General features: G+C 68.5%; 24 protein-coding genes. 12 read left to right on the top strand and 12 right to left on the bottom strand.

What is annotated here, in order from left to right:
* Positions 1-120: 120 nt before the first annotated feature.
* The 7 genes from FPZ12_RS00540 (at position 121) to pknB (ending at position 9,478) form a co-directional block, all read left to right on the top strand.
* Entirely contained in the window at positions 121-1,344 is a 1,224-nt protein-coding gene (locus FPZ12_RS00540) for a DUF3662 and FHA domain-containing protein (RefSeq protein WP_144745389.1), read from the top strand.
* A 138-nt stretch (positions 1,345-1,482) separates the two neighbouring features.
* Entirely contained in the window at positions 1,483-1,950 is a 468-nt protein-coding gene (locus tag FPZ12_RS00535) for an FHA domain-containing protein FhaB/FipA (protein ID WP_144745388.1), read from the top strand.
* Positions 1,947-3,263, top strand: a complete 1,317-nt coding sequence (locus FPZ12_RS00530) for a PP2C family protein-serine/threonine phosphatase (protein WP_144745387.1) — start codon at positions 1,947-1,949, stop codon at positions 3,261-3,263. Before FPZ12_RS00535 ends, FPZ12_RS00530 begins: the two co-directional genes overlap by 4 nt.
* A complete protein-coding gene (locus tag FPZ12_RS00525; RefSeq protein WP_144745386.1) occupies positions 3,263-4,759 on the top strand; it encodes an FtsW/RodA/SpoVE family cell cycle protein in 1,497 nt (498 codons plus the stop codon). The genes FPZ12_RS00530 and FPZ12_RS00525 overlap by 1 nt, the downstream gene beginning before the upstream one ends.
* On the top strand, positions 4,756-6,225 hold the full coding sequence (locus tag FPZ12_RS00520; protein WP_144745385.1) for a peptidoglycan D,D-transpeptidase FtsI family protein: 1,470 nt from the start codon (positions 4,756-4,758) through the stop codon (positions 6,223-6,225). Before FPZ12_RS00525 ends, FPZ12_RS00520 begins: the two co-directional genes overlap by 4 nt.
* Positions 6,226-6,228: 3 nt before the next feature.
* The gene (locus FPZ12_RS00515) at positions 6,229-7,434 is read left to right on the top strand and encodes a serine/threonine-protein kinase (protein WP_144745384.1); all 1,206 of its coding nucleotides are present in this window, start codon (positions 6,229-6,231) and stop codon (positions 7,432-7,434) included.
* Positions 7,435-7,471: 37 nt separating this feature from the next.
* A complete protein-coding gene (gene pknB / locus FPZ12_RS00510; protein ID WP_144745383.1) occupies positions 7,472-9,478 on the top strand; it encodes a Stk1 family PASTA domain-containing Ser/Thr kinase in 2,007 nt (668 codons plus the stop codon).
* A 50-nt stretch (positions 9,479-9,528) separates the two neighbouring features.
* Here pknB and FPZ12_RS00505 read toward each other — a convergent pair whose 3' ends face one another.
* The 3 genes from FPZ12_RS00505 to FPZ12_RS00495 are packed head-to-tail and all read right to left on the bottom strand — an operon-like array spanning position 9,529 to position 11,620.
* Complete coding sequence (locus FPZ12_RS00505; RefSeq protein ID WP_144745382.1) at positions 9,529-10,164, bottom strand: hypothetical protein; 636 nt, start codon at positions 10,162-10,164, stop codon at positions 9,529-9,531.
* Positions 10,161-10,973: an ABC transporter ATP-binding protein gene (locus tag FPZ12_RS00500; RefSeq protein WP_144745468.1), complete on the bottom strand. Its 813-nt coding sequence runs from the start codon at positions 10,971-10,973 to the stop codon at positions 10,161-10,163. The genes FPZ12_RS00505 and FPZ12_RS00500 overlap by 4 nt, the downstream gene beginning before the upstream one ends.
* A 5-nt stretch (positions 10,974-10,978) precedes the next feature.
* Complete coding sequence (locus tag FPZ12_RS00495) at positions 10,979-11,620, bottom strand: aminodeoxychorismate/anthranilate synthase component II (protein WP_144745381.1); 642 nt, start codon at positions 11,618-11,620, stop codon at positions 10,979-10,981.
* Positions 11,621-11,723: 103 nt separating this feature from the next.
* On the opposite strand from FPZ12_RS00495, the gene FPZ12_RS00490 reads away from it, so the two are divergent.
* Complete coding sequence (locus FPZ12_RS00490) at positions 11,724-13,037, top strand: FAD-dependent oxidoreductase (protein ID WP_144745467.1); 1,314 nt, start codon at positions 11,724-11,726, stop codon at positions 13,035-13,037.
* 11 nt (positions 13,038-13,048) lie between these two features.
* Here the strand turns inward: FPZ12_RS00490 and FPZ12_RS45415 are convergent, their stop codons facing one another.
* Both FPZ12_RS45415 and FPZ12_RS00485 read right to left on the bottom strand, forming a co-directional pair.
* Entirely contained in the window at positions 13,049-13,207 is a 159-nt protein-coding gene (locus FPZ12_RS45415) for a hypothetical protein (protein ID WP_166462506.1), read from the bottom strand.
* Positions 13,207-14,043, bottom strand: coding sequence for a class E sortase (locus tag FPZ12_RS00485; protein WP_144745380.1), 837 nt, complete (start codon positions 14,041-14,043; stop codon positions 13,207-13,209). The genes FPZ12_RS45415 and FPZ12_RS00485 overlap by 1 nt, the downstream gene beginning before the upstream one ends.
* Positions 14,044-14,151: 108 nt before the next feature.
* Here FPZ12_RS00485 and crgA point away from each other — a divergent pair, with 108 nt between their 5' ends.
* Together crgA and FPZ12_RS00475 are read left to right on the top strand one after the other, a co-directional pair.
* Positions 14,152-14,418, top strand: coding sequence for a cell division protein CrgA (crgA, locus tag FPZ12_RS00480; protein WP_144745379.1), 267 nt, complete (start codon positions 14,152-14,154; stop codon positions 14,416-14,418).
* A gap of 87 nt (positions 14,419-14,505) precedes the next feature.
* Entirely contained in the window at positions 14,506-14,910 is a 405-nt protein-coding gene (locus tag FPZ12_RS00475; RefSeq protein WP_144745378.1) for a PH domain-containing protein, read from the top strand.
* On the opposite strand, the gene FPZ12_RS00470 is transcribed toward FPZ12_RS00475, so the two are convergent.
* Both FPZ12_RS00470 and FPZ12_RS00465 read right to left on the bottom strand, forming a co-directional pair.
* Complete coding sequence (locus FPZ12_RS00470) at positions 14,907-15,860, bottom strand: rhomboid family intramembrane serine protease (RefSeq protein ID WP_144745377.1); 954 nt, start codon at positions 15,858-15,860, stop codon at positions 14,907-14,909. The genes FPZ12_RS00475 and FPZ12_RS00470 overlap by 4 nt on opposite strands.
* 36 nt (positions 15,861-15,896) lie before the next feature.
* On the bottom strand, positions 15,897-16,451 hold the full coding sequence (locus FPZ12_RS00465) for a peptidylprolyl isomerase (protein ID WP_144745376.1): 555 nt from the start codon (positions 16,449-16,451) through the stop codon (positions 15,897-15,899).
* Between the two features lie 89 nt (positions 16,452-16,540).
* On the opposite strand from FPZ12_RS00465, the gene FPZ12_RS00460 reads away from it, so the two are divergent.
* Positions 16,541-17,173: a hypothetical protein gene (locus FPZ12_RS00460; RefSeq protein WP_144745375.1), complete on the top strand. Its 633-nt coding sequence runs from the start codon at positions 16,541-16,543 to the stop codon at positions 17,171-17,173.
* Positions 17,174-17,240: 67 nt separating this feature from the next.
* Here FPZ12_RS00460 and FPZ12_RS00455 read toward each other — a convergent pair whose 3' ends face one another.
* On the bottom strand, positions 17,241-17,693 hold the full coding sequence (locus FPZ12_RS00455; protein ID WP_144745374.1) for a DUF6918 family protein: 453 nt from the start codon (positions 17,691-17,693) through the stop codon (positions 17,241-17,243).
* Positions 17,694-17,835: 142 nt separating this feature from the next.
* Complete coding sequence (locus FPZ12_RS00450) at positions 17,836-18,363, bottom strand: DUF2020 domain-containing protein (RefSeq protein WP_144745373.1); 528 nt, start codon at positions 18,361-18,363, stop codon at positions 17,836-17,838.
* Between the two features lie 77 nt (positions 18,364-18,440).
* Here FPZ12_RS00450 and FPZ12_RS00445 point away from each other — a divergent pair, with 77 nt between their 5' ends.
* Positions 18,441-19,388 (top strand): pyridoxal-phosphate dependent enzyme, encoded by a 948-nt coding sequence (locus FPZ12_RS00445; protein WP_144745372.1) that lies wholly within the window; start codon positions 18,441-18,443, stop codon positions 19,386-19,388.
* Here the strand turns inward: FPZ12_RS00445 and FPZ12_RS00440 are convergent.
* The 3 genes from FPZ12_RS00440 to FPZ12_RS45955 are packed head-to-tail and all read right to left on the bottom strand — an operon-like array spanning position 19,385 to position 22,258.
* Positions 19,385-20,242 carry a spermidine synthase gene (locus tag FPZ12_RS00440; RefSeq protein ID WP_243769595.1) on the bottom strand — a complete coding sequence of 286 codons (858 nt, stop codon included), beginning with the start codon at positions 20,240-20,242 and terminating at the stop codon, positions 19,385-19,387. The genes FPZ12_RS00445 and FPZ12_RS00440 overlap by 4 nt on opposite strands.
* Positions 20,239-20,745, bottom strand: coding sequence for a DinB family protein (locus FPZ12_RS00435; RefSeq protein WP_144745371.1), 507 nt, complete (start codon positions 20,743-20,745; stop codon positions 20,239-20,241). The genes FPZ12_RS00440 and FPZ12_RS00435 overlap by 4 nt, the downstream gene beginning before the upstream one ends.
* 19 nt (positions 20,746-20,764) lie before the next feature.
* A complete protein-coding gene (locus FPZ12_RS45955; protein ID WP_144745370.1) occupies positions 20,765-22,258 on the bottom strand; it encodes a collagen-binding domain-containing protein in 1,494 nt (497 codons plus the stop codon).
* Positions 22,259-22,324: the final 66 nt, after the last annotated feature.

Raw genomic sequence — 22,324 nt, 5'->3', positions numbered from 1 at the left:
GACAGCCAGCAAAGCGTATCAGGCCCCTTCGGGCGGTTTTCGCGGGGTCGGTGTCAGCAGGCGCAGATCCCGATAGGATCGGGTGCGAAAGCACACGCGTGAAGGAGGCGGCAACACCCGGTGGGCCGAGTTGAACGGTTTGATCGGCGCCTGGAGAGCCTGGTAGGTAACACCTTCGCGCGGATGTTCGGAGGCAACGTGGTCACCCAGGAGGTGGCCACCGCCCTGGAGCGGGAGAGCGAGGAGAACGTTCGTGAGCTGGCCGGTGGCAGGCTGCTCGCCCCGAATCACTACGTCGTGTCTTTGGGGCCGACCGACCATGACCGGATGGCCGGCGATGAACAGCGAGTCACCGGGGCGCTCACGGAAGCAGTACGACAGCACCTCGCCGAGCACGTCTGGGACACCTATGGTGACGTCGTAGTCTCGCTCGAGCGCAACGAGGCGCTGCATACTGGACAATTCAAGATCCGTTCATCCGTCGACCCGGACGTCACCCCGAAGGGCGTCTCGGGTCCAGGACGGCCAGCACGACCCAGCAACGCAGGAGACCCAGCAATGAGCCAGCCCCCCGGCTACGGCCAATACGACCAGGGTGACCCGTACGGCCAGCAGGGCCAGTACGGCTACGGACAGCAGGGCCAGCCCGGTTACGACCAGGGCGGCTACGGTGGCCAGCCGGGTTACGACCAGGGCGGCTACGGACAGGGCGGATACGACCAGGGCGGCTACGGCCAGCCCCAGGGCGGGTACGACCAAGGCGGCTACGGCGGCCAGCCCGGCTATGACCAGGGCTACGGCCAGCCGCAAGGCGGGTACGACCAAGGCGGCTACGGCGGCCAGCCCGGCTATGACCAGGGCTACGGCCAGCCCCAGGGCGGGTACGACCAAGGCGGCTACGGCGGCCAGCCCGGTTACGACCAGGGCTACGGCCAGCCCCCGCAGGGCGGCTACGGCGGCGCCCCGCAGGGCGGCTACGCACCGCCCGCCGGTGGCCCGGACCCGTACGCCCAGCAGGGCTACGCCCCGCCCGCGGTGCAGGGTGGCAACCGCCAGCTGGCGGCCACGCTCCAGCTCGACGACGGCTCGAACCGCACCTACTCGCTGAAGCAGGGCGGCAACGTCGTCGGCCGCGGCCAGGACGCGGACTTCCGGCTCCCGGACACCGGCGTCTCCCGCCGCCACCTGGAGATCACCTGGGACGGCCAGAGCGCGACGCTGGCGGACATCGGCTCCACGAACGGCACCACGGTCAACGGCACCCCCGTGCAGACGTGGCAGCTGGCCGACGGAGACGTGATCCGGGTCGGTCATTCGTCGTTGGTTTTCCGCACCCAGGGCTGAGTCGACCAGCCACTTGTTGCGCTCGGCCGAGCCCCTGGGAAGCTGATTTCCCGAGTCCCGCAGAATTACCCTGCGGGACCCCGTGGCGAACCCGTGTCGCGGGGTGGGAGCAGATGAAGGCGGGAGCTGACACAACAAGTGCCAGAGCTGGTCGTTCAACTCACCAGAGTGGGCTTTCTCGTCCTGCTCTGGCTGTTCGTGCTTGCCGCTTTGCGGGTGGTGCGTTCGGATCTGTACGCCGCCTCCGGACTCAAGGTGGCGGTGCCCGGCCTGCGCCGGAACAAGGACAAACAGCGCCCCAAGGGCACCGGCAAGTCGCCCCGGCAGCTGATCGTGACGCACGGGGCGCTGGCCGGAACCCGGATCGCGCTGGACGGACGGCCCATCACGCTGGGCAGGGCGGACGACTCCACCCTGGTGCTCGACGACGACTACGCCTCGACCCGGCACGCGCGCCTCTCGCTGCGCGGAGCGGATTGGTACGTGGAAGATCTGGGATCCACAAACGGGACTTACCTCGACCGGGCTAAGGTCACTGCACCCCTCCGAGTTCCACTGGGGGTCCCCATCCGGATCGGTAAGACGGTGATCGAGCTTCGCCCATGACACTCGTCCTTCGCTATGCGGCCCGCAGTGACCGTGGCCTGGTGCGATCGAGCAACCAGGACTCGGTGTACGCGGGCCCACGCCTGCTCGCACTCGCCGACGGCATGGGTGGCCACGCCGCCGGTGAAGTCGCCAGCAAGGTCGTGATCGCCTCCCTCGCCCCGCTCGACGACGATGAGCCGGGTGACGACCTGCTGTCCCTACTGAGAGATGCGGTCGCCGGCGGCAACGCCGCGATCTCGGAACTGGTGGCCAACGACCCTGACCTCGACGGGATGGGCACCACACTCACCGCGATGCTGTTCTCCGGCTCGCGGATGGGCATGGTGCACGTCGGCGACTCGCGCGCCTACCAATACCGCAACGGCCAGTTCTCCCAGATCACCCGTGACGACAGCTTCGTCAACGAGCTGCTCGAACAGGGCCGCATCACCGCCGACCAGGCGGCCACCCACCCGCAGCGCTCGCTGTTGCTGAAAGCGCTTACGGGACACGAGGTGGAACCGACGCTCGTGGTCCGCGAGGCCCGCGCCGGTGACCGGTACCTGCTCTGCTCGGACGGGTTGTCCGGCATGGTCAGCGACGAGACGCTCGCCGAGGCCATCCAGATCCCCGATCCGCAGGACTGCGCGGACCGGATGATCGAGCTGGCGCTCAAGGGCGGCGGCACGGACAACGTGACCGTGGTGGTCGCGGACATCGTCGACGTCGACTTCGGTGAGGACGCCCCGATCGTCGGGGGCGCCGCCGGTGACGGCAGCGACGAGTACCACCAGGGTGACTCGCCGGCGGCCAGAGCGAGGGCGCTCACGGCGCCTCCGCCGGCCCCGCCGCAGCAGCAGAGCGAACCGCCACCGGACCCGAAAGCCAAGCGCCGCAAGCGCTGGCGCTGGTTCGTCGGCATCTTCCTGGTGCTGGTGCTACTCGCCGCGGGTGGTATCGCCACCAGGTATTTCGTGCTCAGCCAGTACTACGTCGGCGAGGGCGCGAACTCCGAGGTCGCCGTGTTCCGCGGGGTGCCGGGCAGCATCCTCGGCCTGCAGCTGCACCAGCAGGCCGAGGGATCGTGCCCGAGCGGCAGCTCGCTGTGCGACGTGCTCAAGGTTTCGCAGCTGCAGCAGGACGCGCAGACGGCGGTCCGCAACGGCGTGAAGAAGGACAGCCTGCAGTCCGCGCGTGACTACATCAACAACTTCCTGCGCTACAAGACACTCCAGGACTGCTCGCAGCAGTCGACGGATCCAGCGGCCCCGACCACCGGGCAGGCGGCGGGCTGCACGAGCACGACACCACCCACCGGTGGCGGTGGCTGATGAGCCAGCCGTCCGTGCCCGACCCGGCCGCCGCGGTCTACCAGAGCAACCCGCAGCGCGAACTCCCGACGCGGCGCGGCACCGAGCTAGCCATGCTCGGTTTCGCCGCGTTCATCGTCACCTGCGCGTTCGTTCTGGTCCAGGCCAACCAGGAACAGGAGCTCTCGTTCTCGATCGTCTGGTACGGCCTTGCCTACCTGGCGTTGTTCGGGATCGCGCACCTGGCCGTCCGGCGCTGGGCTCCGTACGCGGACCCGCTGATCCTGCCGTGCGTCGCACTGCTGAACGGCCTGGGCCTGGTGATGATCTACCGGATCGACCTGGCGATGGCCGAGAAGGCGACGCAGAGCGGTGACGACTACACCAGCGTCGCGCCCCGGCAGGTGCTGTTCACGGCGCTCTCACTGGCGCTGTTCCTCGCCGTGCTGTTCTGGGTCAGGGACCACCGCACGCTGACGCGCTACGGCTACACCTGTGGCCTCGTCGGCATCATCGCGCTGGCGCTGCCCGCGTTGCTGCCCAGTTCGCTGTCCGAGGTCAACGGCGCGAAGGTCTGGCTGAAGCTGCCAGGGTTGTCGATCCAGCCAGGTGAGTTCTCGAAGATCCTGCTGATGATCTTCTTCGCCGCTTTCCTCGTGGCGAAAAGAGATCTGTTCATGATCGCCGGGCGCAAGGTGTTCGGCGTGGAGCTGCCGCGCGCGCGTGACCTCGGCCCGCTGCTCATCGCCGCGGCGGTCTGCTTGCTGGTGCTGGTGTTCGAGAAGGACCTCGGCACCTCGCTGCTGTTCTTCGGCATCGTGCTGGTGATGATCTACGTGGCCACCGAGCGCGCGATCTGGGTGGTCACCGGGCTCGGTTTCTTCGTGATCGGCTGCCTGATCGCGTACAAGCTGTTCACGCACGTCGAGCAGCGCGTGGCGAACTGGATCGACCCGCTGGCCACCTACTACGACCCCGGCGGCGGCTACCAGATCGCGCAGGACCTGTTCGGCCTCGGCACCGGCGGTGTCGGCGGCACCGGGCTCGGCGCCGGCCGTCCCGAGATCGTGCCCGAGGCCAACACCGACTTCATCACCGCCGGACTGGGCGAAGAGCTCGGGTTCGTCGGACTGGCCGCGATCCTGATCGTCTACCTGCTGCTGGCCACGCGCGGGATGCGCAGCGCGCTCGCGGTGCGTGACACCTTCGGCAAACTGCTCGGCTGCGGGCTGTCGTTCGCGATCGTCATGCAGGTGTTCGTGATCGTCGGCGGGGTGACCAAGCTGATCCCGATGACGGGTATCACCACCCCTTTCCTCTCGTACGGTGGCTCCTCGCTGCTCGCCAACTACATCCTGGTGGCGCTGCTCCTGCGGATCTCGGACGCGGCACGGCGCCCGGCGCAGAAGCCGCGGCCGAAGCAGGCGCAGCAGCAACAGGCCCCGCTCGCGGAGGCGCACACCGTGATGGTGCAGCGGCCCCCGTCTGGCGGAACCGAACCGGGGAGTGCCCAGTGAACAAACCCATGCGCCGAGTCGGCATCGCCATGCTCGTCATGGTGGTGCTGCTGCTAGTCAACATCACCTACATCCAGGTGGTGAAGGCCGACGACTACCGCACGGACTCCCGCAACCAGCGCGTGCTGCTCGACGAGTACGCCCGCCAGCGCGGCAGCCTCGTGTCGCAGTTCAACGGCCAGGTGATCGCCGACGTCACGCCGACCGACGACAAGCTGAAGTTCCAGCGCCGCTACATCAACGGCCCGCTCTACGCCCCGGTCACCGGCTACTACTCGGTGCGCTACGGCTCCGCCGGCCTGGAGCGCTCGGAGGACGACATCCTCAACGGCTCCGACCCGCGCCTGTTCGTGCGCCGCCTGTCGGACATGGTCACCGGCCGGGATCCGCGCGGCGGCAACGTGCAGCTGACGATCAACCCCGCGGTGCAGCAGGCCGCCTACAACGCGATGATGGCCAAGGGCTACACCGGCGCGGTCGTGGCGATGAACCCGAAGACCGGCGAGATCCTCGCGATGGTCTCCACCCCGTCCTACGACCCGAACGCGCTGGCCTCGCACGACAGCACCACCCAGCAGCAGGCCTGGAACCAGTACAGCAACGACCCGAAGAACCCGATGCTGAACAGGGCGATTTCGGAGACGTACCCGCCCGGTTCCACGTTCAAGCTGGTCGTCGCCGCCGCCGAGCTGGAGAACGGGGCCACCCCGGACACGCCGGTCAGCAACGCGCCGAACGTGACCCTGCCCGGTACCAGCACCACCCTGGAGAACTACGGCGGCGAAGTGTGCCCCGGCACCACGTTCCAGGCCGCGCTGGCGCACTCGTGCAACGTTCCCTTCGCGACGTTCGCCGGCCAGCTCGGTGCCGAAAAGCTGCGCCAGACGGCGGCGAACTTCGGCATCGGCCAGACCGACCTCGCCATCCCGCAGAAGGTCGCCGCGTCCAGCCTCGGCGCGCTCGACTCCACCGCCGCGCTCTACCAGTCCGGCATCGGGCAGCGGGACGTCCAGCTGACCCCGATCCAGGACATGCTGCTGGCCGCCACCATCGCCAACGGGGGGATGGCGATGAAGCCGCAGCTGGTGAAGAAGCTGCTCGCGCCCGACCTGTCCGACCTCGAGGGCTTCACCCCGGAGGAGCTGACCGGCGAGCCCGCGCTGTCCTCGTCCAACGCCGAGATCCTCAAGCAGATGATGGAGGCCTCGGAGGACAACACCAAGGGCGGCGGCAAGAAGTCGAACATCAAGATCGCCTCCAAGACCGGCACCGCCGAGCACGGCAGCGACCCGAAGAACACCCCGCCGCACGCCTGGTACACCGCGTTCGCCCCGGCCGACGACCCGCAGATCGCGGTCGCGGTGATCGTGGAGTCCGGCGGTAACCGCGGCCTCGAGGCCACCGGTGGCACCGTCGCGGCCGAGATCGGCCGCGCCGCGATCAACGCCCAGCTCGGGGGTGGGTAGCGGATGCTGTCCACGGGTCAGCTGGTAGCGGATCGCTACCGTTTGGTCAGCCGGATCGCCGTCGGTGGGATGGGCGAGGTCTGGCAGGCCAGCGATACCCGGTTGGACCGCACCGTCGCCGTCAAGATCCTCAAGGCGGAACTGTCCGGTGACGCGGAGTTCCTGCACCGGTTCCGCACCGAAGCCCGCACCACGGCCTCGCTGAACCACCCCGGGATAGCGGCCGTGCACGACTACGGTGAATCGACCGCCGATGCGAACGACGCGAACGAGCATTCGATCGCGTACCTGGTCATGGAGCTCGTCGAGGGCGAGCCGCTGGCCGGGATCCTCGCGCGCGAAGGCAGGCTGGCCGCGGACCGCGTGCTGGACGTCCTCGAGCAGGCGGGCAACGCGCTGCAGGCGGCGCACGAGCGCGGGCTGGTGCACCGCGACATCAAGCCGGGCAACATCCTCGTCACCACGACCGGAACCGTGAAGGTCACCGACTTCGGGATCGCGAAGGCCGCGCACGCCGCACCGGTGACGCGGTCGGGCATGGTGATGGGCACGGCCCACTACATCGCGCCCGAACAGGCGCTGGGCCACGACGCCGGCCCGGCCAGCGACGTGTATTCGCTCGCGGTGTGCGGTTACGAATGTCTCGCCGGGCACCGCCCGTTCCTGTCCGAGCACTCGGTGACGGTCGCGATGATGCACATCCGCGACGTGCCGCCGCCGTTGCCGCCCGACGTGCCGCCGGGAGTGCGCGCGCTGATCGAGGCGACCCTGGTCAAGGATCCGCGGCAGCGCTACGGCAACGGTGGCGAGTTCGCCGCCGCCGCGGCCGCCGTGCGCGCGGGCCATCCGCTGCCGGCACCGGCCGGGCTGGTGCAGGCGTACCAGGTCCACAACCCGATGCCGGCCCCGATCTCCCCGGTGGGCCCGGTGTCACAGCCGGCTATGCAGCCGGTGCCCCCGCCGCCGATGGGCCACCCGAGCGGTGTCGTACCGATGCCGGTCCCCCCACGGCGGCGGAACCTGACGGCGTTGTGGGTGGTGCTCGCCGTGTTGTTCGTCGGGCTGGTGGTGGCGGCGGTGCTCTTACTGCCGAAACTGCTCAGCCCGTCAGACGATGACAACCCGCCGCCAGGAGGCAGGCTCGGCACGTCCGATGTGCTGCCGAGCAGACAACCGCCTCCCACCCAACAGACCACGTACAGGGCATGATGAGTAAATCTTGGACGGAACGGAACGGCTTTCCCCGATGAGCGCACCCAGAATGCTGTCCAACCGCTATGAACTGGGCGACACGCTCGGCTACGGCGGCATGTCCGAGGTCCACCACGGTACCGACGTCCGGCTCGGGCGCGAGGTCGCGGTGAAGATCCTGCGTGCCGATCTGGCCCGTGATCCCCAGTTCCAGGAACGCTTCCGCCGCGAGGCGCAGAACGCGGCGGCACTCAACCACCCGGCGATCGTCGCGGTGTACGACACCGGTGAGGCGCAGACGGAGTACGGTCCGCTGCCCTACATCGTGATGGAGTACGTCAGCGGCCGGACGCTGAGGGACATCGTCAAGACCGAAGGCCCGATGTCGCAGAAGCGGGCGATGGAGGTCATGGCGGACGTCTGCGCCGCGCTGGACTTTTCGCACCGGCACGGCATCGTGCACCGCGATGTCAAACCGGCCAACGTGATGATCACGAACCACGGCGCGGTCAAGGTGATGGACTTCGGCATCGCGCGCGCGATGCACGACGGCCAGGCCGCGATGACGCAGACGGCCGCGGTGATCGGTACGGCCCAGTACCTCTCCCCGGAGCAGGCACGCGGCGAGGGTGTGGACGCGCGAAGCGACGTCTACGCCGCCGGTTGCGTGCTGTACGAACTGATCACCGGGGAGCCGCCGTTCACCGGTGACTCGCCGGTGGCGGTGGCGTACCAGCACGTCCGGGAGGACCCGAAGGCGCCGTCCACGGTGAACCCGGCGGTCTCCCCCGAGCTGGACGCCATCGTGCTGAAAGCGCTTTCCAAGGGGCCTGCCAACAGGTATCAGTCGGCCGCGGAGATGCGCTCGGACATGGTGCGCGTGCTGTCCGGGCAGCGGCCGTCCGCGCCGATGGTGATGACAGCCGACGAGCGCACCCAGGTGCTCAACGGCGGCGGCCCGGTCGGGCACGCCGCGGACTACGACGAGTACCCGGGGGCGGACGAGGACGACGCCGCGCGCCGTCGCAAGCGCCGCGGCTGGACGATCGCCGCGTTCTCCGTGATCGGCCTCGCGTTGCTGGCCTTCATCCTGTGGCTGGCCGGTGCGTTCGACAGCCCGCCGGCCACGGTGGCGGTGCCCGACGTGCGCGGCCAGCTGCAGAACACGGCGGTGGAGCAGCTGAAGGCGAAGGGCTTCACCAACGTCACGCCGGTGCAGGTGCCCTGCAAGATGCAGCAGAACGGCACCTCGTCCTGCTCGCCGGACGACATCGGCAGGGTGCTCTCGACCGACCCGGCCTCCGGTGTGTCGGTCAGCGCGACCACCGAGATCAAGCTCAGCGTCGGCGCCAAGCCCGCGCAGGTCAGCGTGCCCTCGCTGACCGGGAAGTCCCAGCAGGACGCGCAGACGGCGCTCACGCAGGCCGGGCTGTACCTCGACCCGAACGTCGAAGAGGTCGACGTCAGCGACCCGAACCAGTACGGCAAGGTCGTGGACCAGAGCGTCGACGCGAACACGACGGTCGACGAGGGCACCACGGTGAAGATCACCGTCGGCAAGACGCCGAACATGGTCACCGTCACCGACTTCACCGGCAAGCAGTACTCCGAGGCGGAGGCCGGGCTGAAGGCGCTGGGCTTCAAGGTCAGCAAGCAGACCCAGGCCAGTGCCGAACCCGAGAACACGGTGGTGAACCAGAAGCCGAACGCCGGCCAGCAGCCGGAGGGCGCCACGATCACCGTCTACGTGTCCGACGGTTCGCAGCAGCAGATCAGCATGCCGAACCTGGTCGGCAAGACGCAGGAAGACGCGATGGCGGCGCTGACGCAGGCCGGCTGGGACGGGAAGATCAACTACCAGGCCACCAAGGTGACCGACCGGGACCAGGACGGCATCGTGCAGCAGACCTCGCCGACGGCGGGGTCGCAGATCGCCAAGAACCAGACGATCACCCTGATCATCGGGGAACGCAGCGACGGCGGCGGCGGTGGGAGCACCAACCCCACCACACCGACGATTCCGACCAGCGGCGGGCTCTTCCCCGGCAGCAACGGCGGTTGATCGACACGGATGACTGAATGAGGCCCAGGGCAGCTTGCCCTGGGCCTCTTTCAGTTGCGACGCTGGTGAACGAACCCGGTGACGGTGGCGGAAAGCGCGAGTACCGCGGCAGAGACGACGAGGCACCACAGGATGGCGCCGGTCACGGATGAGCCGGAGGTCATGGCGCGCAACATCGGGTTGATCAGCGGGAGCCAGCGGATCAGCAGCACGGCGACAAGCCCGGCCAGCGCCGCCATGACGGTGTAACCGATGCGCGGCACCAGAAGGCGGGAACAGGGCAGCCCGATCGCGATCCCGGTGCACGCGCACGTGAGGTGCGCCAGCAGCCCGAGGCCGAGGTCTCCCGCCGAAAGCCCGTGGTGCTCGAGCGAGGACCACGCCAGTGAAACGACCGTCGCCACCGCGCTGAGGGCCAGCGCGGTCGACGCGATCCCGAGCAGCAGCTGGGAAACCCGGCGTGCGTGCACGAGCGTGATCAGCCGCTGCACCGGATCCTCCGCGTCGACCAACGCGATCGTCAGCCAGCACGCGACGACGGACAGCGCGCCGGCACTCACCGCGAGCTCGGGCACCGGCACGGCGCCGACGTCGGTGTAGAGGATGCCGAGCAGGAGCAGGTACGCCAGCAGGGGCGGCACGTAGCGCTGGGTGTGCAGGAGCAGGGCCAGCTGGTACCGGATCATTTCGCGACCGGGGTGTCCACGGCGACCACGGACCAGCCGCGGCGCAGCGCGGTCAGCAGGATCGCGTCGGAACGGCCTGCCGCGACGGTCAGGTCGAGGTGCTCGCCGTTCACGGTGATGCCGAACAGTCCGGGCTCGCCGGACCAGTCGCCGCTACCGGGCCCGCGCAACCGGATCCGGGCGCAGGGCCCGTGTTCGTCGGACGCCTCGACAGCGCGGAGTTTTCCTTCGGTGAGCCGGAAAACGCGGGACGCGTGGTCGTGGGCCACGTCCTCGCGATGCGCGGTGAACACCACCGCGGCACCACGCTCCCTGGTCTCCGCGATCAGCTCGCCGAGCACGCCGTGCGCCGCGGGATCCAGCCCGGACCACGGTTCGTCGAGCACGAGCAGCTCGGGATCACCCAGCAAGGCCTGTGCCAGCGCGACTTTCTGCGCGTTCCCCTTGGACAGCCGGCGGATCGGCGCCTTCGGCCCGCCTTCGAGCGCCAGCCGTTCCAGCAGCGCGACCGCCCTTTCGTCCACAGTGGACAAACCGCTGATCCGGCCGAGGTGCCGTAGGTAGCCCAGCGCGCTCATCCGGGTGGCGGCCGGAAACCTGTCCGGCACGTACCCGAGCGACGGCGAACCGGCGCGCACGCCTTCCGTCGGCCGCGAAACGCCAGCCAGAATCCGCAGCAGGGTGGATTTTCCGCAACCGTTTGTGCCGACCACCCCGAGCACCTGCCCGGCTTCGACTTCGAGGTCCAGGCCGTCGAGTACGGCGCGGCCCCGTCCGTAGCGCTTGCCGACTCCGTGGAGGCGGAGCAGCGCGTTCACGCAACCGCGGCCTTCTGCAGCGACTCGACCTGAGCCACCAATCCGTCCACAATGGACTTCTCGACCGGGTACCCGGCGCCTGCCATCCAGTTGGCCAGCATCCGGTGCCCACGTTCGGTGAGCACCGACTCGGGGTGGAACTGCACGCCCTCGACCGGCAGCTCGCGGTGGCGCATGCCCATCACCACACCGGATTCGGTGCGCGCGGTGACCTCGAACTCGGCCGGGATCGTCTCCGGCAGCACGGTCAGCGAGTGGTAGCGGGTGGCCGTGAACGGATCCGGCAGCCCGGCCAGCACCCCGGCACCCTCGTGGTGGACCTGGCTCGTCTTGCCGTGCAACAACTCCGGCGCGCGATCGACCGTGGCGCCCCAGGCCACGCCGATCGCCTGATGCCCGAGGCAGACTCCGAGCACCGGCGTGCTCGTGTCGGCGCAGCGGCGCACCACCTCGATGCTCTGGCCTGCCCGCTCCGGCGTGCCGGGGCCGGGCGAGACGAGCACGCCGTCGAACTCTGTGACGCGTTCGATGTCCACGACGTCGTTGCGCCACACCGTGCAGTCGGCGCCGAGCTGCGCCAGGTATTGCACCAGGTTGTAGACGAAGCTGTCGTAGTTGTCGACGACGAGAACGCGCATGGCAGCAAGGCTACCGGTGTCCGGATCCTGGATGGTACTCGATATCACAGTGAAAGTTAGGGTCACCTCACTTTACCGTGGAAGGGTGAGCCTACGCGTTGCCATCGTCGGTGCCGGTCCTGCCGGTATCTATGCCGCCGACATCCTCGACAAGTCCGACGTGCAGGTCAGCGTGGACCTCTTCGAACGCATGCCGGCGCCGTTCGGCCTGATCCGCTACGGCGTCGCCCCCGACCACCCGCGGATCAAGGGCATCGTCACCGCCCTGCACAAGGTGCTGGACCGACCGGGCATCCGCCTGCTCGGGAACATCGACTACGGCACCGACATCAAACTCGACGACCTGCGCGAGTTCTACGACGCGGTCATCTTCGCCACCGGCGCGATGAGCGACCGGGCGCTGGACATCCCCGGCATCGAACTGCCCGGCAGCCACGGCGCCGCCGACTTCGTGTCCTGGTACGACGGGCACCCCGACGTGCCGCGGACCTGGCCGCTGGAAGCGACCAGCGTCGCCGTCCTCGGTGTCGGCAACGTGGCACTGGACGTCGCGCGCATCCTCGCCAAGACCGCGGACGAGCTGCTGACCACGGACATCCCGCCGAACGTCTACGAGGGCCTCAAGGCCAGCCCGGTCACGGACGTGCACGTGTTCGGCCGCCGCGGCCCCGCGCAGGCCAAGTTCACGCCGATGGAGCTGCGCGAGCTCGACCACTCGCCGAACGTCGAGGTCATCGTGTACCCGGAGGACATCGAGTTCGACGAGGGCTCGATGGCCGCGATCCGCGGTTCGAAGCAGGTCGACATGGTGGTGAAGACCGTCCAGGAATGGGCGATCCGCGACCAGGGCGACCGGCCGAAGCGGCTGCACCTGCACTTCTTCCACTCCCCGGCCGAGGTGCTCGGCACCGACCGCGTCACCGGCCTCCGCACCGAGCGCACCGAGTTGACCGGCGACGGGAACGTGCGCGGCACGGGCGAATTCCACGACTGGGACGTGCAGGCCGTCTACCGCGCGGTCGGCTACCTCTCGTCGCCGCTGCCCGAAGTCCCGTTCGACCACAACACCGGCACCGTGCCCAACGACGGCGGCCGTGTGCTGGACATCGACGGCGACCAGGTGCCCGGCGTGTACGTCACGGGCTGGATCAAGCGCGGCCCGGTCGGGCTGATCGGGCACACCAAGGGCGACGCGGCCGAAACGATCGCGAACCTCCTCGCGGACGCGCCCGCCGAGCCCAAGGAGGGCGACCCGGACGCGATCCTCGGCTTCCTGGAGGAGCGCGGAATCCCGTTCACCACCTGGGAAGGCTGGGGCAAGCTCGACGCGCACGAGCGCTCACTCGGCGAGCCGCACGGCCGCGAGCGCGTGAAGGTGGTCGAGCGCGACGAGATGGTCCGCGTCAGCCGCGACTAGTTGGTTCGCGCCTAGTTGGTTACCGACACCTGGTTGAACGGCAGCATCGGGTCCAGCCACGGGAACACCACGAACAACAGCAGGGCGGCCACCGCCAGGACCAGCACGATCGCGAGCACGAGTTTCGCGGCCACCGGTCCTGGCAGGTGGCGCCAGATCCACGCGTACATCAGCCCTCCCCGATGGCTTGCAGCAGCTGGGCGTACGTGGCGCCCGGCGTTTTCGGGTACTGGTTCGTCAGCACCGCGTGCACGACGAGCCGCTGCTTGTCCGAGAACTGCGGGTGGCAGGTGGTCAGCGTCAGCAGCGCCACCTGCTGCGCGGCGGGCAGCACGTCGGCGGTCTGGTGCGGCACCGGAGCGACCACGTCGCCCTGCGTCGGCAACACGACCTCGCGGCCCACTGTCTTGCCGTACGGGCCGCCGTCCGGCGCGCTCGTACGCAGCGTGCCGACATGCGCGCACTGGGGCTGCTTGCCCTTGCCGTCGGCCCAGCCGGCGATTTCGTCCTCGTGCGGCATCACGCGGTACACGAAGAAGTCCGTCTGCGTCTCGACGACGATCGCGTCGCAGGACTGGAGCAGGTCGAGGTCGTTGAACGGCGCGCCCTTGCCGACGCGGTGACCGGCGACCGAGAAGTTGCCCGGCTCGCCCGGCAGCGCCGTGCCCTTGTAGTGCCCCGGGCCAACCTCGAGCGCCGCGGCGTCGGTGCCCTCCTGGATGGTGAAGTGGTAGTCGGCGCCGAAGCTGGGGATGTAGAGCTTCGCGAAGGCCTTCCCGTCGATCAGCTCGGGGTGCAGCTCGCGGCCCTGCGCCCAGTCGTCGTCCAGGCTCTGCGCGGCGCTGGCCTGCTTCTGCGCGGAGAAGAGATCGGTCACGTACAGCTCGTAGACGACGAAGAGCAGCACCACGAGACCGGCGGTGATCAGCAGCTCGCCGATGGTCCGCACGACTTTGCCACCGCGGCCGCCCGATCTCTTCGGCGGCGGTGCTTCCAGGATCGCCACGCACGCTCCTCTCCAGGACTCGCTTACGTTAACGTGTGATGGGAGAGGTGGATGCGCCCGAGGAGGCAGCGCGTCCCCCAGGAGTCACCCGATCACGCGAGGTTCCCGATGCCCAAGTCCAAGGTTCGCAAGAAGACGGCGTACACCCCGCCTGCCGACCGGCGTACCCCGGTCAAGGTGCGCGCCGCCGGGCCGTCGCACCCGGTCTACAAGATCGTGATGTTCGGGCTGATGCTGATCGGGCTCGCCTGGCTGGTGGTGAACTACATCGCCGGCGACAAGATCGGGTTCATGGCCGGCCTCGGCAACTGGAACTTCGCCATCGGGTTCGCGCTCATGATCGTCGGCCTGCTGATGACGATGCGCTGGCGCTAGTTCGGCAAGTGTTCACAGAGATACTCCGAACGGCCGATTGACAGCGAATTACACCGGTGTGACTCATCCCCATTGTGGATAACTCCTGTGGATAACTCCTCGGTCAGCTGGGCGCCCAAGCCCGCTCTCGTCGCCGTGGGCTGGCTCGCGGCGGCCGTCGCGCTGGCCGGCACGCTGCTGTACGAAGATCGGCTCGGCGACGTGCTGTTCGGCATCGCCACCGTCGTCCTCGTGCTGTTGTCCTTGCACGGCATGCTCGTCCGGCCCCGCTTGGTCGCCGACGAGCACGGCGTCCGCGTCCGTACGCTCAGCGGCGCGCACGAGCTGCCCTGGGCCGGGACGCACGTGGCCCTGCGGCAGACGCGCCGCCTCACCCGGGACAGCACCACACTGGAGGTTTCCGCGGGCGAGCAGCTGTTCGTGTTCGGCTGGGTGGAGCTGGGCGCCGACCCACGCGACGTACACGACGAGCTGGCCCGCCTCCAGGGCTAACCGCTGGGCGGCGTACAGCCCAGCTGCCCCTGAACGTACTGGCAGGTCACGCCCGCGAGCTGGGCGTTCCCGTAGAACACCAGCGCCACCAAGGCAACCAGCACGACGGCAACCGCGGCGGACTGCCAGGCCACCCGGTTCTTCGCGGGCGCGTAGACCATCGCCGCGGTGACCAGCGCGCCCACGACGAACCCACCGAAGTGGCCGAGCAGCGAGATGTTCGGCACCGAGACGCTGATGACGATGTTCAGCACGATGGTCCCGATCGCGGCGGCCGGGTTGAGCCGCAACCGGATCACCGCGATGAGAATTCCGCCCAGCAGCCCGTAAATCGCCCCGGAGGCGCCTGCCGTGGCGCGGTTCGAGTCGTCGAAGAGATAAACCGATACGCCGCCGCCGAACAGCGACAGCAGGTACACGGCGGCGAACCGGACCTTGCCGAGCAGGATCTCCATGTCCCGCCCCAGTATCCAGAGCGAGAACATGTTCACCGCGATGTGCAGAAGCCCGTAGTGCAGGAAGCCGGAGGTGAACAGCCGCCACCACTCGCTCTCCCCCGCCACCGCGCGCGGCCACAGCACCCAGTCCCGGAACACCGTCGCGGTGTCGTTGTCCATCACGCTCTTCGCCTGGAACGCCGTGAACACGTATACGAGCACGTTCAGCGCGATCAGGGTGGGCGTGACAGCCAGGTTGGTCGACAGCTTCGCGCCCGCGACCGTGCGCGCGCCGGCCGGGATCGGGCGGCTCCGCTGCTGCGCACGCTCCTGCTTGCGGCCGGCCTGCACGCAATCGATGCACTGGGCACCGACGGACGCCTCACGCAGGCAATCCGGGCACGCGGGCCGGCCGCAGCGGACACAGCTCAGGCCGGTCTGCCGGGTGGGATGCCACCAGCAGCCGGGCAGTGCGGAGGTCGGCGGGGTCTGGGGATGAGGAGGCTGGGTCACAGTACTTCCAGGCTAGCCTCAGATTCCGCCGTGCTCTCAGCGCTGGATTTCGACGCTCTCGATGACGACGTCCTCGAGCGGACGGTCACCGACGCCGGTTGCGGTGTTGGCGATTTCGTCGACCACGTTCTGCGAGTCCTGGTCGGCCACCTCACCGAAGATCGTGTGCTTGAAGTTGAGGTGGGTCGTCGGCGCGACGGTGACGAAGAACTGCGAGCCGTTGGTGCCGGGCCCCGCGTTCGCCATCGCCAGCAGATAAGGACGGTTGAACTGCAGTTCCGGGTGGAACTCGTCACCGAACCGGTAGCCCGGTCCGCCACGACCGGTGCCGGTCGGGTCCCCGCCCTGGATCATGAAGCCGGAGATGACGCGATGGAAGACCGAGCCGTCGTAGAACGGCCCCGACTTTTCGCCCTTGGCGTTGGGCTGGGTGTACTCTTTCGTCCCTTCGGCCAGGCCCACGAAGTTGGCCACGGTCTTGGGGGCGTGATCAGGGAAGAGGTTCAGCCGGATGTCACCGTGGTTGGTGTGCAGCACGGCGGCCACCTTCGCACCAACGAGGGATTCATTGCTCTCAGTCACGAGACTCATCGTGCCATCCGCAGCGAGATCCGCCGGAAACGGGCAGGATAGGTAACAGGGAAACAACGGTAGTCCGAACGATTGACGAGGTGAAGGCCATGACCCGAGCCGCAGACTCGGTCGGTGAGTCGGTCAAGACCGGCTTGCTGGGCCTGCGTGACCGTGCCGTGGAGGCCGGTAAGGCGGGTGCCGAGGCGACCGCCAAGGCGGCGCAGGCGGCCGAGCAACTGCTCGCCGAGAACACCGAAGAGGCCAGGAAAGAAGCAGGGAAGCGCGGCCGCAAGGCACGCAAGGACCTGGCCAAGAAGTCCGGCAAGACGCGCAAGGAGCTGGCCAAGGCCGGCAAGGAGGCGCGCAAGGAGGCTGCCGCGAGGCTCGCCGAGATGCGCAAGCCCGGCCGCAAGGCACGCAAGGCCGCCATCCAGGCCGCGAAGACGGCCGGTGAGTCGAAGCGCAAGGCCAAGCGCGAGTTCAAGACCGCGAAGAAGGACTTCAAGGCCGCGGTGGTCGAGGCCAAGGCCGCAGCCAAGGGCGAGCACAAGCGCCGCAAGTGGCCGTGGCTGCTGGGCGTCGGCGTGGTCGCCGCCGGCGCTGTCTACGTGCTGAAGAGCAAGCAGGAGCCGCCGGTCGCCACCGAGCCCCCGCGCGCGACGCCGGCTCCCGCCGAGCCGACGCAGTCCAGCAACGGCCAGGCGGCGAACACCTCTCCCGCGGAGCAGAAGAACAACTGACCCGAGGGCGAAACCAATTGAGGCCACCTCCGAAACGGAGGTGGCCTCAACGGTTTTCGTGCGAACGTCAGGCGTTGGCCGCGTGCTTGTCGATCAGCTGGCCGAGCCGGGGAAGCGCTTCCTCGACGTTCTTTTTGCCGTTCGGGCGCAGCTTCGAGTAGACCTTCTTGATGCTGTCCCGGCTGCTCCTCTCGGCGCGCGCGTCCGTGACGCCGAGCAGCGCGTCGGCGGCCTCGTCACCCCGGCCGGACAGGTAGGCGCCGAAGTCGCCGCCGCCCTTGCCCTTGAAGTCCGCGTAGAACGGCTCGAGCTTCGCGGTGAAGTCGTCCAGCAGGCTGTCGACGGCAGAGCCGATGATGCCCGGCTTGATCTTCTTGACCGCGGCGAAGCCGGTCTTGATCACGGCACCGGAGACGCCGCCCTTGTCCGCAACCTCTTCGTCGACCAGGTTTCCCAGATCGGTCACGACGGCCGGACGCCTGCTGGAGTCGAGCAGGATTTCCTTGAGGGTGTCAGCCACTGCTGTAGTCCTTACTTCTTCACTTCGAGGTACACGGAATCTGCCACGGCCCTTGGCACTCCGCACGGGTGCTGGTCCTCCCCGGCCGCAGGTGGAGGTCAGCGTAGTACAAGATCCAACCGGCACTTCAGCCACTCGGCCTTTATAGCCCGAGTGCCGAAATCGTTTGCTTGGCAACGGTTCTGGCCTTGACGGTCTGCTTCTGGTTCGTCGTCACCACGACGGCCGTCCCCGCTTTCGAAACCGCGTAAACGGCACCGTTGCCGGTGGGTTGGTAACCGCCGGACCAGCCAGCGGGGTCGGTGGCGGGATTGCTGCTGTTCACCGGCGCCGACTGGTCCACCAGCGCCTTCGCGACGGCCGTGTCACCGACGTAGACCCGCACGGTCAACTGCAGCTGACCGCTCAGCGCGTAGAAGAAGCACGCGGGATGGGGCTGGTCGGCCGACGTCCGCACCTTCGAGACGTGCTGCCCATTGGCGTCGGCGATGAAGGAGGTCTCCAGGTACGGACAGGGTCCGTCGGCGGTCGGCTGAGGATCAGGCGGCACCTGCACGGCGGCGCTCGCGGGCGGAGCGGACGCGGAGGACGAAGCGGGGGCGCTTTGCTGCGGGGCGGAACAGGCCGCGAGCGCCCCGAGCGCACCGAGGGTCAACAGGACTCGTCGCATAGCCCGCACAGTGAACCAGATCCGCCCCGGTTCGCACGAAATAGACGATCAGTCTGAGAATTTGACATAATGTCCAGGTGAACCTCGATGACATCCGGGCGGCGGCCGCCCGCATCTCCGGGCACGCGCACCGGACGCCGATCCTGACCTCCCGCACCCTCGACGAGCGGGTGGGCGCCCAGGTACTGCTCAAATGCGAGAACTTCCAGCGGATCGGCGCCTTCAAGTTCCGCGGCGCGTACAACGCGCTGTCGAAGCTGTCCGCCGAAGAGCTGGCACGCGGCGTGTGCGCACACTCGTCCGGGAACCACGCACAGGCGATCGCGTTGTCCGCCGCGTTGCTCGGCACCAAGGCGACGATCCTGATGCCGGAAGACGCGCCACAGTCCAAAGTGGACGCTGTGCTCGGCTACGGCGCCGAGGTGCGCCGGTTCGACCGCTACGCCGACAGTCGCGAAGCAATGGCCGAAGAATTGGCTCAACAGCAAGGATCCACGCTGATCCCGCCGTACGACCACCCCGACATCATGGCGGGCCAGGGCACCGCGGCACTGGAGTTGGTCGAGGACGCCGGCGAGCTCGACGCGCTCGCCGTCCCGATGAGCGGCGGCGGGCTGATGGCGGGGAGCGCCGTCGCGGCGACCTCGCTGCTGCCGGACATCACGATGATCGGCGTCGAACCCAGCGCGGCGAACGACACCCAGCTTTCCTTCGCGGCGGGCGAACGCGTCAGCGTCGATGCGCCGCGGACGATCGCGGACGGGCTCGCCGTGTGGACTCCCGGCGAACTCACGTTCCCGATCAACAAGGAACTGGTTTCCGAGGTCGTGACGGTGGCCGACGAAGAGATCGTGGACGCGATGCGATTCCTGTTCGACCGGTTGAAGATCGTGGTCGAGCCGAGCGGCGCGGTGGGCGTCGCCGCGTTGTTGCAGGGCCGGATCTCGTTGCCGGGCACGAAGATCGGCGTGATCCTCTCCGGCGGGAACGTGTCCGTCGACCGGTTCCGGGAGCTGGTGGGCTAACCGAACGAACCGCGTGGCGGTGTCGGCGCGGTCATCGGTGCGTCGTCGGTCAGCGGTTTGGCGCGGCCGTGGAAGGAACGGAAATCCGCGTCCGCGACGCACCGTGCCGGGAATGCCGCCGATGCCGCCCGCGCCGCCACTGCCTGCACCGGCAGTTCGTTCTTCGCCGCGGCGAGGACGACATTGCCGAATCGGCGGCCCCGCAACACACCTGGCTCCGCGAGGAGCAGTGCGTGCGGGAAAACCTCGGCGACGGTGGCGGCCACGCGGCGGGAAAAGACCAGCCCCGGGCCGTCGGCGATATTGATCAAATACGTTCCGGCCGACCGCAGCACGCGAGCGACGTCGGTGGTGAATTCGACCGTGGCGAGCCCGCCGGGCATGCTCGCCCGCTGGAAAACGTCGGCGATCACGAGATCCGCGGAATCGTCGTACCGGGTCGCGACGCCTTCGCGCGCATCGGAAATACGCACCCGCAGCTTCGGCACACCGCGCAGATCCAGGTGTTCCCGCACCAGCTCGATGAGTTCGCCGTCGGCGTCGAAGACCAGCTGCCGCGACCCCGGCCTCGTCGCCGCCACATACCGCGGCAACGTGCACCCGGCGCCGCCGAGGTGCAGCACGTCCATCGGCACCCCTGCCGTGCCAAGGCAATCGATCACGTCGCCCATCCGCCGCACGTAGTCGAACTCGAGGTGCCGCGGCTCGTCGAGGTCCACATAGGACTGTGCGATGCCGTCGACGCTCAGCAGCCAGCCGCCGGGCCGGTCGGCGTCGGCGCGCAATTCGGCCGTGCCGAAGCGGACCGGGTAATCGCCCGGGATCGGCTGCGCCGGTTTCCTTCGTTTGCTCAAGCTCCGGTGACCCCGTCGATGCGTTCGCGCAGCAGGTCGGCGTGCCCGTTGTGCCGCGCGTATTCCTGGATCAGGTGCAGGTAGACGAAACGCAGGGAAAAGACGTTTTCGTCGAAAGTGAACGTGTCCTCGAGCGACGCCCGCGCGGCGATTTCGTCCGCCTGCCTGCGTTCCTCCAGCAGCTGGGCGTAGTCCTCGGCGGCCCGCGCCGGATCGGCCTGGTCGAAATCCGTGTCGGTGCCCGCGTGCAGCCGTTCGACGGGCAGGTTCGCGAACCGCTCGCGGAACCAGATCCGCTCCACCTTGGCCATGTGCCGGATCAGCCCGAGCAGCGAAAGACTCGACGGTTCGACGCTGCGCTCCGCGAGCTGCTCACCGGTGAGCCCGGCGCATTTGTGCAGCAGCACGCTGCGGTGCCAGTCCAGGTAACCGGCGAGCATCGTCCGCTCGTCGGCGGCGGTGGCACCGAACACGATCTCCGCCTCGGGGGCCGTCCAAGTCACCGCACCAACGTAACGCGGGTCAGTTCTGGGACGATCCCCGTGCCCGCCGCCTGCCGAACACCAGCATGCCGACGCCGAAGCCGATCAGCCCGAGCCCGACCACCAGCCACGGCACGATCGACACACCGGTGCTGGCCAGTTCGCCGCTCGACGGGCCCTTGTCGGACGGCCCCGGCTGCCCCGGGTACTCGCCCGTCTCGGAGGTCGTCGTCGGCACGATCCCGCCGGATTCGGAGCTGGTCGTGGTGGTGGTCATCGTCGGTTCGGTGGAGGTCGGCTGCGTGGTGGTGGGCACGGTGGTCGTGGTCGTGGTCGTCGAGGACTCGGTGGTCGTCGTCGTGGGTTCCGTTGTGGTGGTGGTCGGCTCGGTGGTGGTGGTCGGCTCAGTGGTGGTCGGTACGTCGTTGTCCAGGCAGCTCACGGTGTTGGAGAACGGCGCGTAGTGCACCTCGCCGCCGTTCGATCCGGAACCGCCCGCGACCGCGCCGCCGTGGGTGAACTCGCGGACCACGACGTTGCCCTCGATGTTGTTGGAGCTGTGGTCGACAAGCTCGGCGTTGGGTGCGTAGACCGTGCCCCAGACCGTGGCCGAGCCCTCGGGCAACGTGATGGTGCCGTCGTTGGTGAAGTTCCAGAGGACGTGCCGCGAAGGGGCGTTGCCCTGCCAGCTGACCTGCGGCACGGGCCAGTCGTAGTCGCCCTGGCTTTGGACGTTGATGATCAGTGAGGCGTTGTCGCCGGGCTGGAGCGAACCGTTGACCGGGTTGATGTACTTCAGCGCCGACATCTGGTCCTCGGTCAGGGTCAGCACGTTCTCGCCGGGCTCCAGGCCGATCGTGGCCACCGGGTCGGTGCCGTTCCACTCCGCCTGGCCGTTCTGGTCCTTCAGCGTGATGGTCTGCGGGCAGTCCGCGATGCGGTCGTTCAGTCCGCGGTAGATCCCGAACAGGGCGGGGAAATCGAACCCGCTGGTGCCGCCGACGCTGGCCTCGGGCTGGGCCGTCTGGATGTCGACGTCCGGCAGCACGCCGGGGCCGGCGCCGGAGGGCTCGACGAAAGTGTGCGATCCGGAGGCTTCGACGTCCGAACCGGAGAGGTCGCCGATCTTGGCGTAGGTGTTGGTGAGCACGCGGAGTTGGCCGTCGGCCGGGCTGCCCGCGTAGTCGGGGGCGCCGCCGACCACCAGGCCGGAGACCACGCTGTCCCCCGGCGCGATGTAGGTACCCGGGTTGTTCAACGCGACCTGGTAGCTGCGAAAGCGCACGTCACCGCCGATCGCGACCGGGCCCTCGGTCTCGTTCTCGTACAGGTTCGCGTCCTTCTCGACCAGCACAAGGAACCCGTGGCTCGGGTCGGCCTGCACGTCGTTCGGCGCGACCGGCATCACCGGGTTGATCCCGCCGGCCGCCCGCGCGACCGGCACATTGGCCTGCATTCCGGTGGCGATCACGCCCGCTACCAGGCACGCGACTCCGCCCAGCGCCAACCTGCGGTACACCGCTTCCTGCGCCATCGACGACCTTTCGGTTTCGCGGAAGAGCCAGTTCAGGGTTACCGCGATCCTCCGTGCAGGCGGGGA

This window comes from Amycolatopsis acidicola (assembly GCF_007713735.2).
Lineage (GTDB): Bacteria > Actinomycetota > Actinomycetes > Mycobacteriales > Pseudonocardiaceae > Amycolatopsis_E > Amycolatopsis_E acidicola.
The sequence above is the reverse complement of the archived record's forward strand: the minus strand, read 5'-3'. Positions and strand labels throughout refer to the sequence as shown.

Excerpts from the sequence above, each read along its gene's own strand:
- FPZ12_RS00530 (WP_144745387.1), top strand. The coding sequence starts at position 1,947 with ATGACACTCGTCCTTCGCTATGCGGCCCGCAGTGACCGTGGCCTGGTG.
- FPZ12_RS00515 (WP_144745384.1), top strand. The coding sequence starts at position 6,229 with ATGCTGTCCACGGGTCAGCTGGTAGCGGATCGCTACCGTTTGGTCAGC.
- FPZ12_RS45415 (WP_166462506.1), bottom strand. The coding sequence starts at position 13,207 with ATGTACGCGTGGATCTGGCGCCACCTGCCAGGACCGGTGGCCGCGAAA.
- FPZ12_RS00450 (WP_144745373.1), bottom strand. The coding sequence starts at position 18,363 with ATGCGACGAGTCCTGTTGACCCTCGGTGCGCTCGGGGCGCTCGCGGCC.
- FPZ12_RS45955 (WP_144745370.1), bottom strand. The coding sequence starts at position 22,258 with ATGGCGCAGGAAGCGGTGTACCGCAGGTTGGCGCTGGGCGGAGTCGCG.
- FPZ12_RS00505 (WP_144745382.1), bottom strand. The coding sequence starts at position 10,164 with ATGATCCGGTACCAGCTGGCCCTGCTCCTGCACACCCAGCGCTACGTG.
- FPZ12_RS00460 (WP_144745375.1), top strand. The coding sequence starts at position 16,541 with ATGACCCGAGCCGCAGACTCGGTCGGTGAGTCGGTCAAGACCGGCTTG.
- FPZ12_RS00525 (WP_144745386.1), top strand. The coding sequence starts at position 3,263 with ATGAGCCAGCCGTCCGTGCCCGACCCGGCCGCCGCGGTCTACCAGAGC.
- FPZ12_RS00465 (WP_144745376.1), bottom strand. The coding sequence starts at position 16,451 with ATGAGTCTCGTGACTGAGAGCAATGAATCCCTCGTTGGTGCGAAGGTG.
- FPZ12_RS00495 (WP_144745381.1), bottom strand. The coding sequence starts at position 11,620 with ATGCGCGTTCTCGTCGTCGACAACTACGACAGCTTCGTCTACAACCTG.
- crgA (WP_144745379.1), top strand. The coding sequence starts at position 14,152 with ATGCCCAAGTCCAAGGTTCGCAAGAAGACGGCGTACACCCCGCCTGCC.
- pknB (WP_144745383.1), top strand. The coding sequence starts at position 7,472 with ATGAGCGCACCCAGAATGCTGTCCAACCGCTATGAACTGGGCGACACG.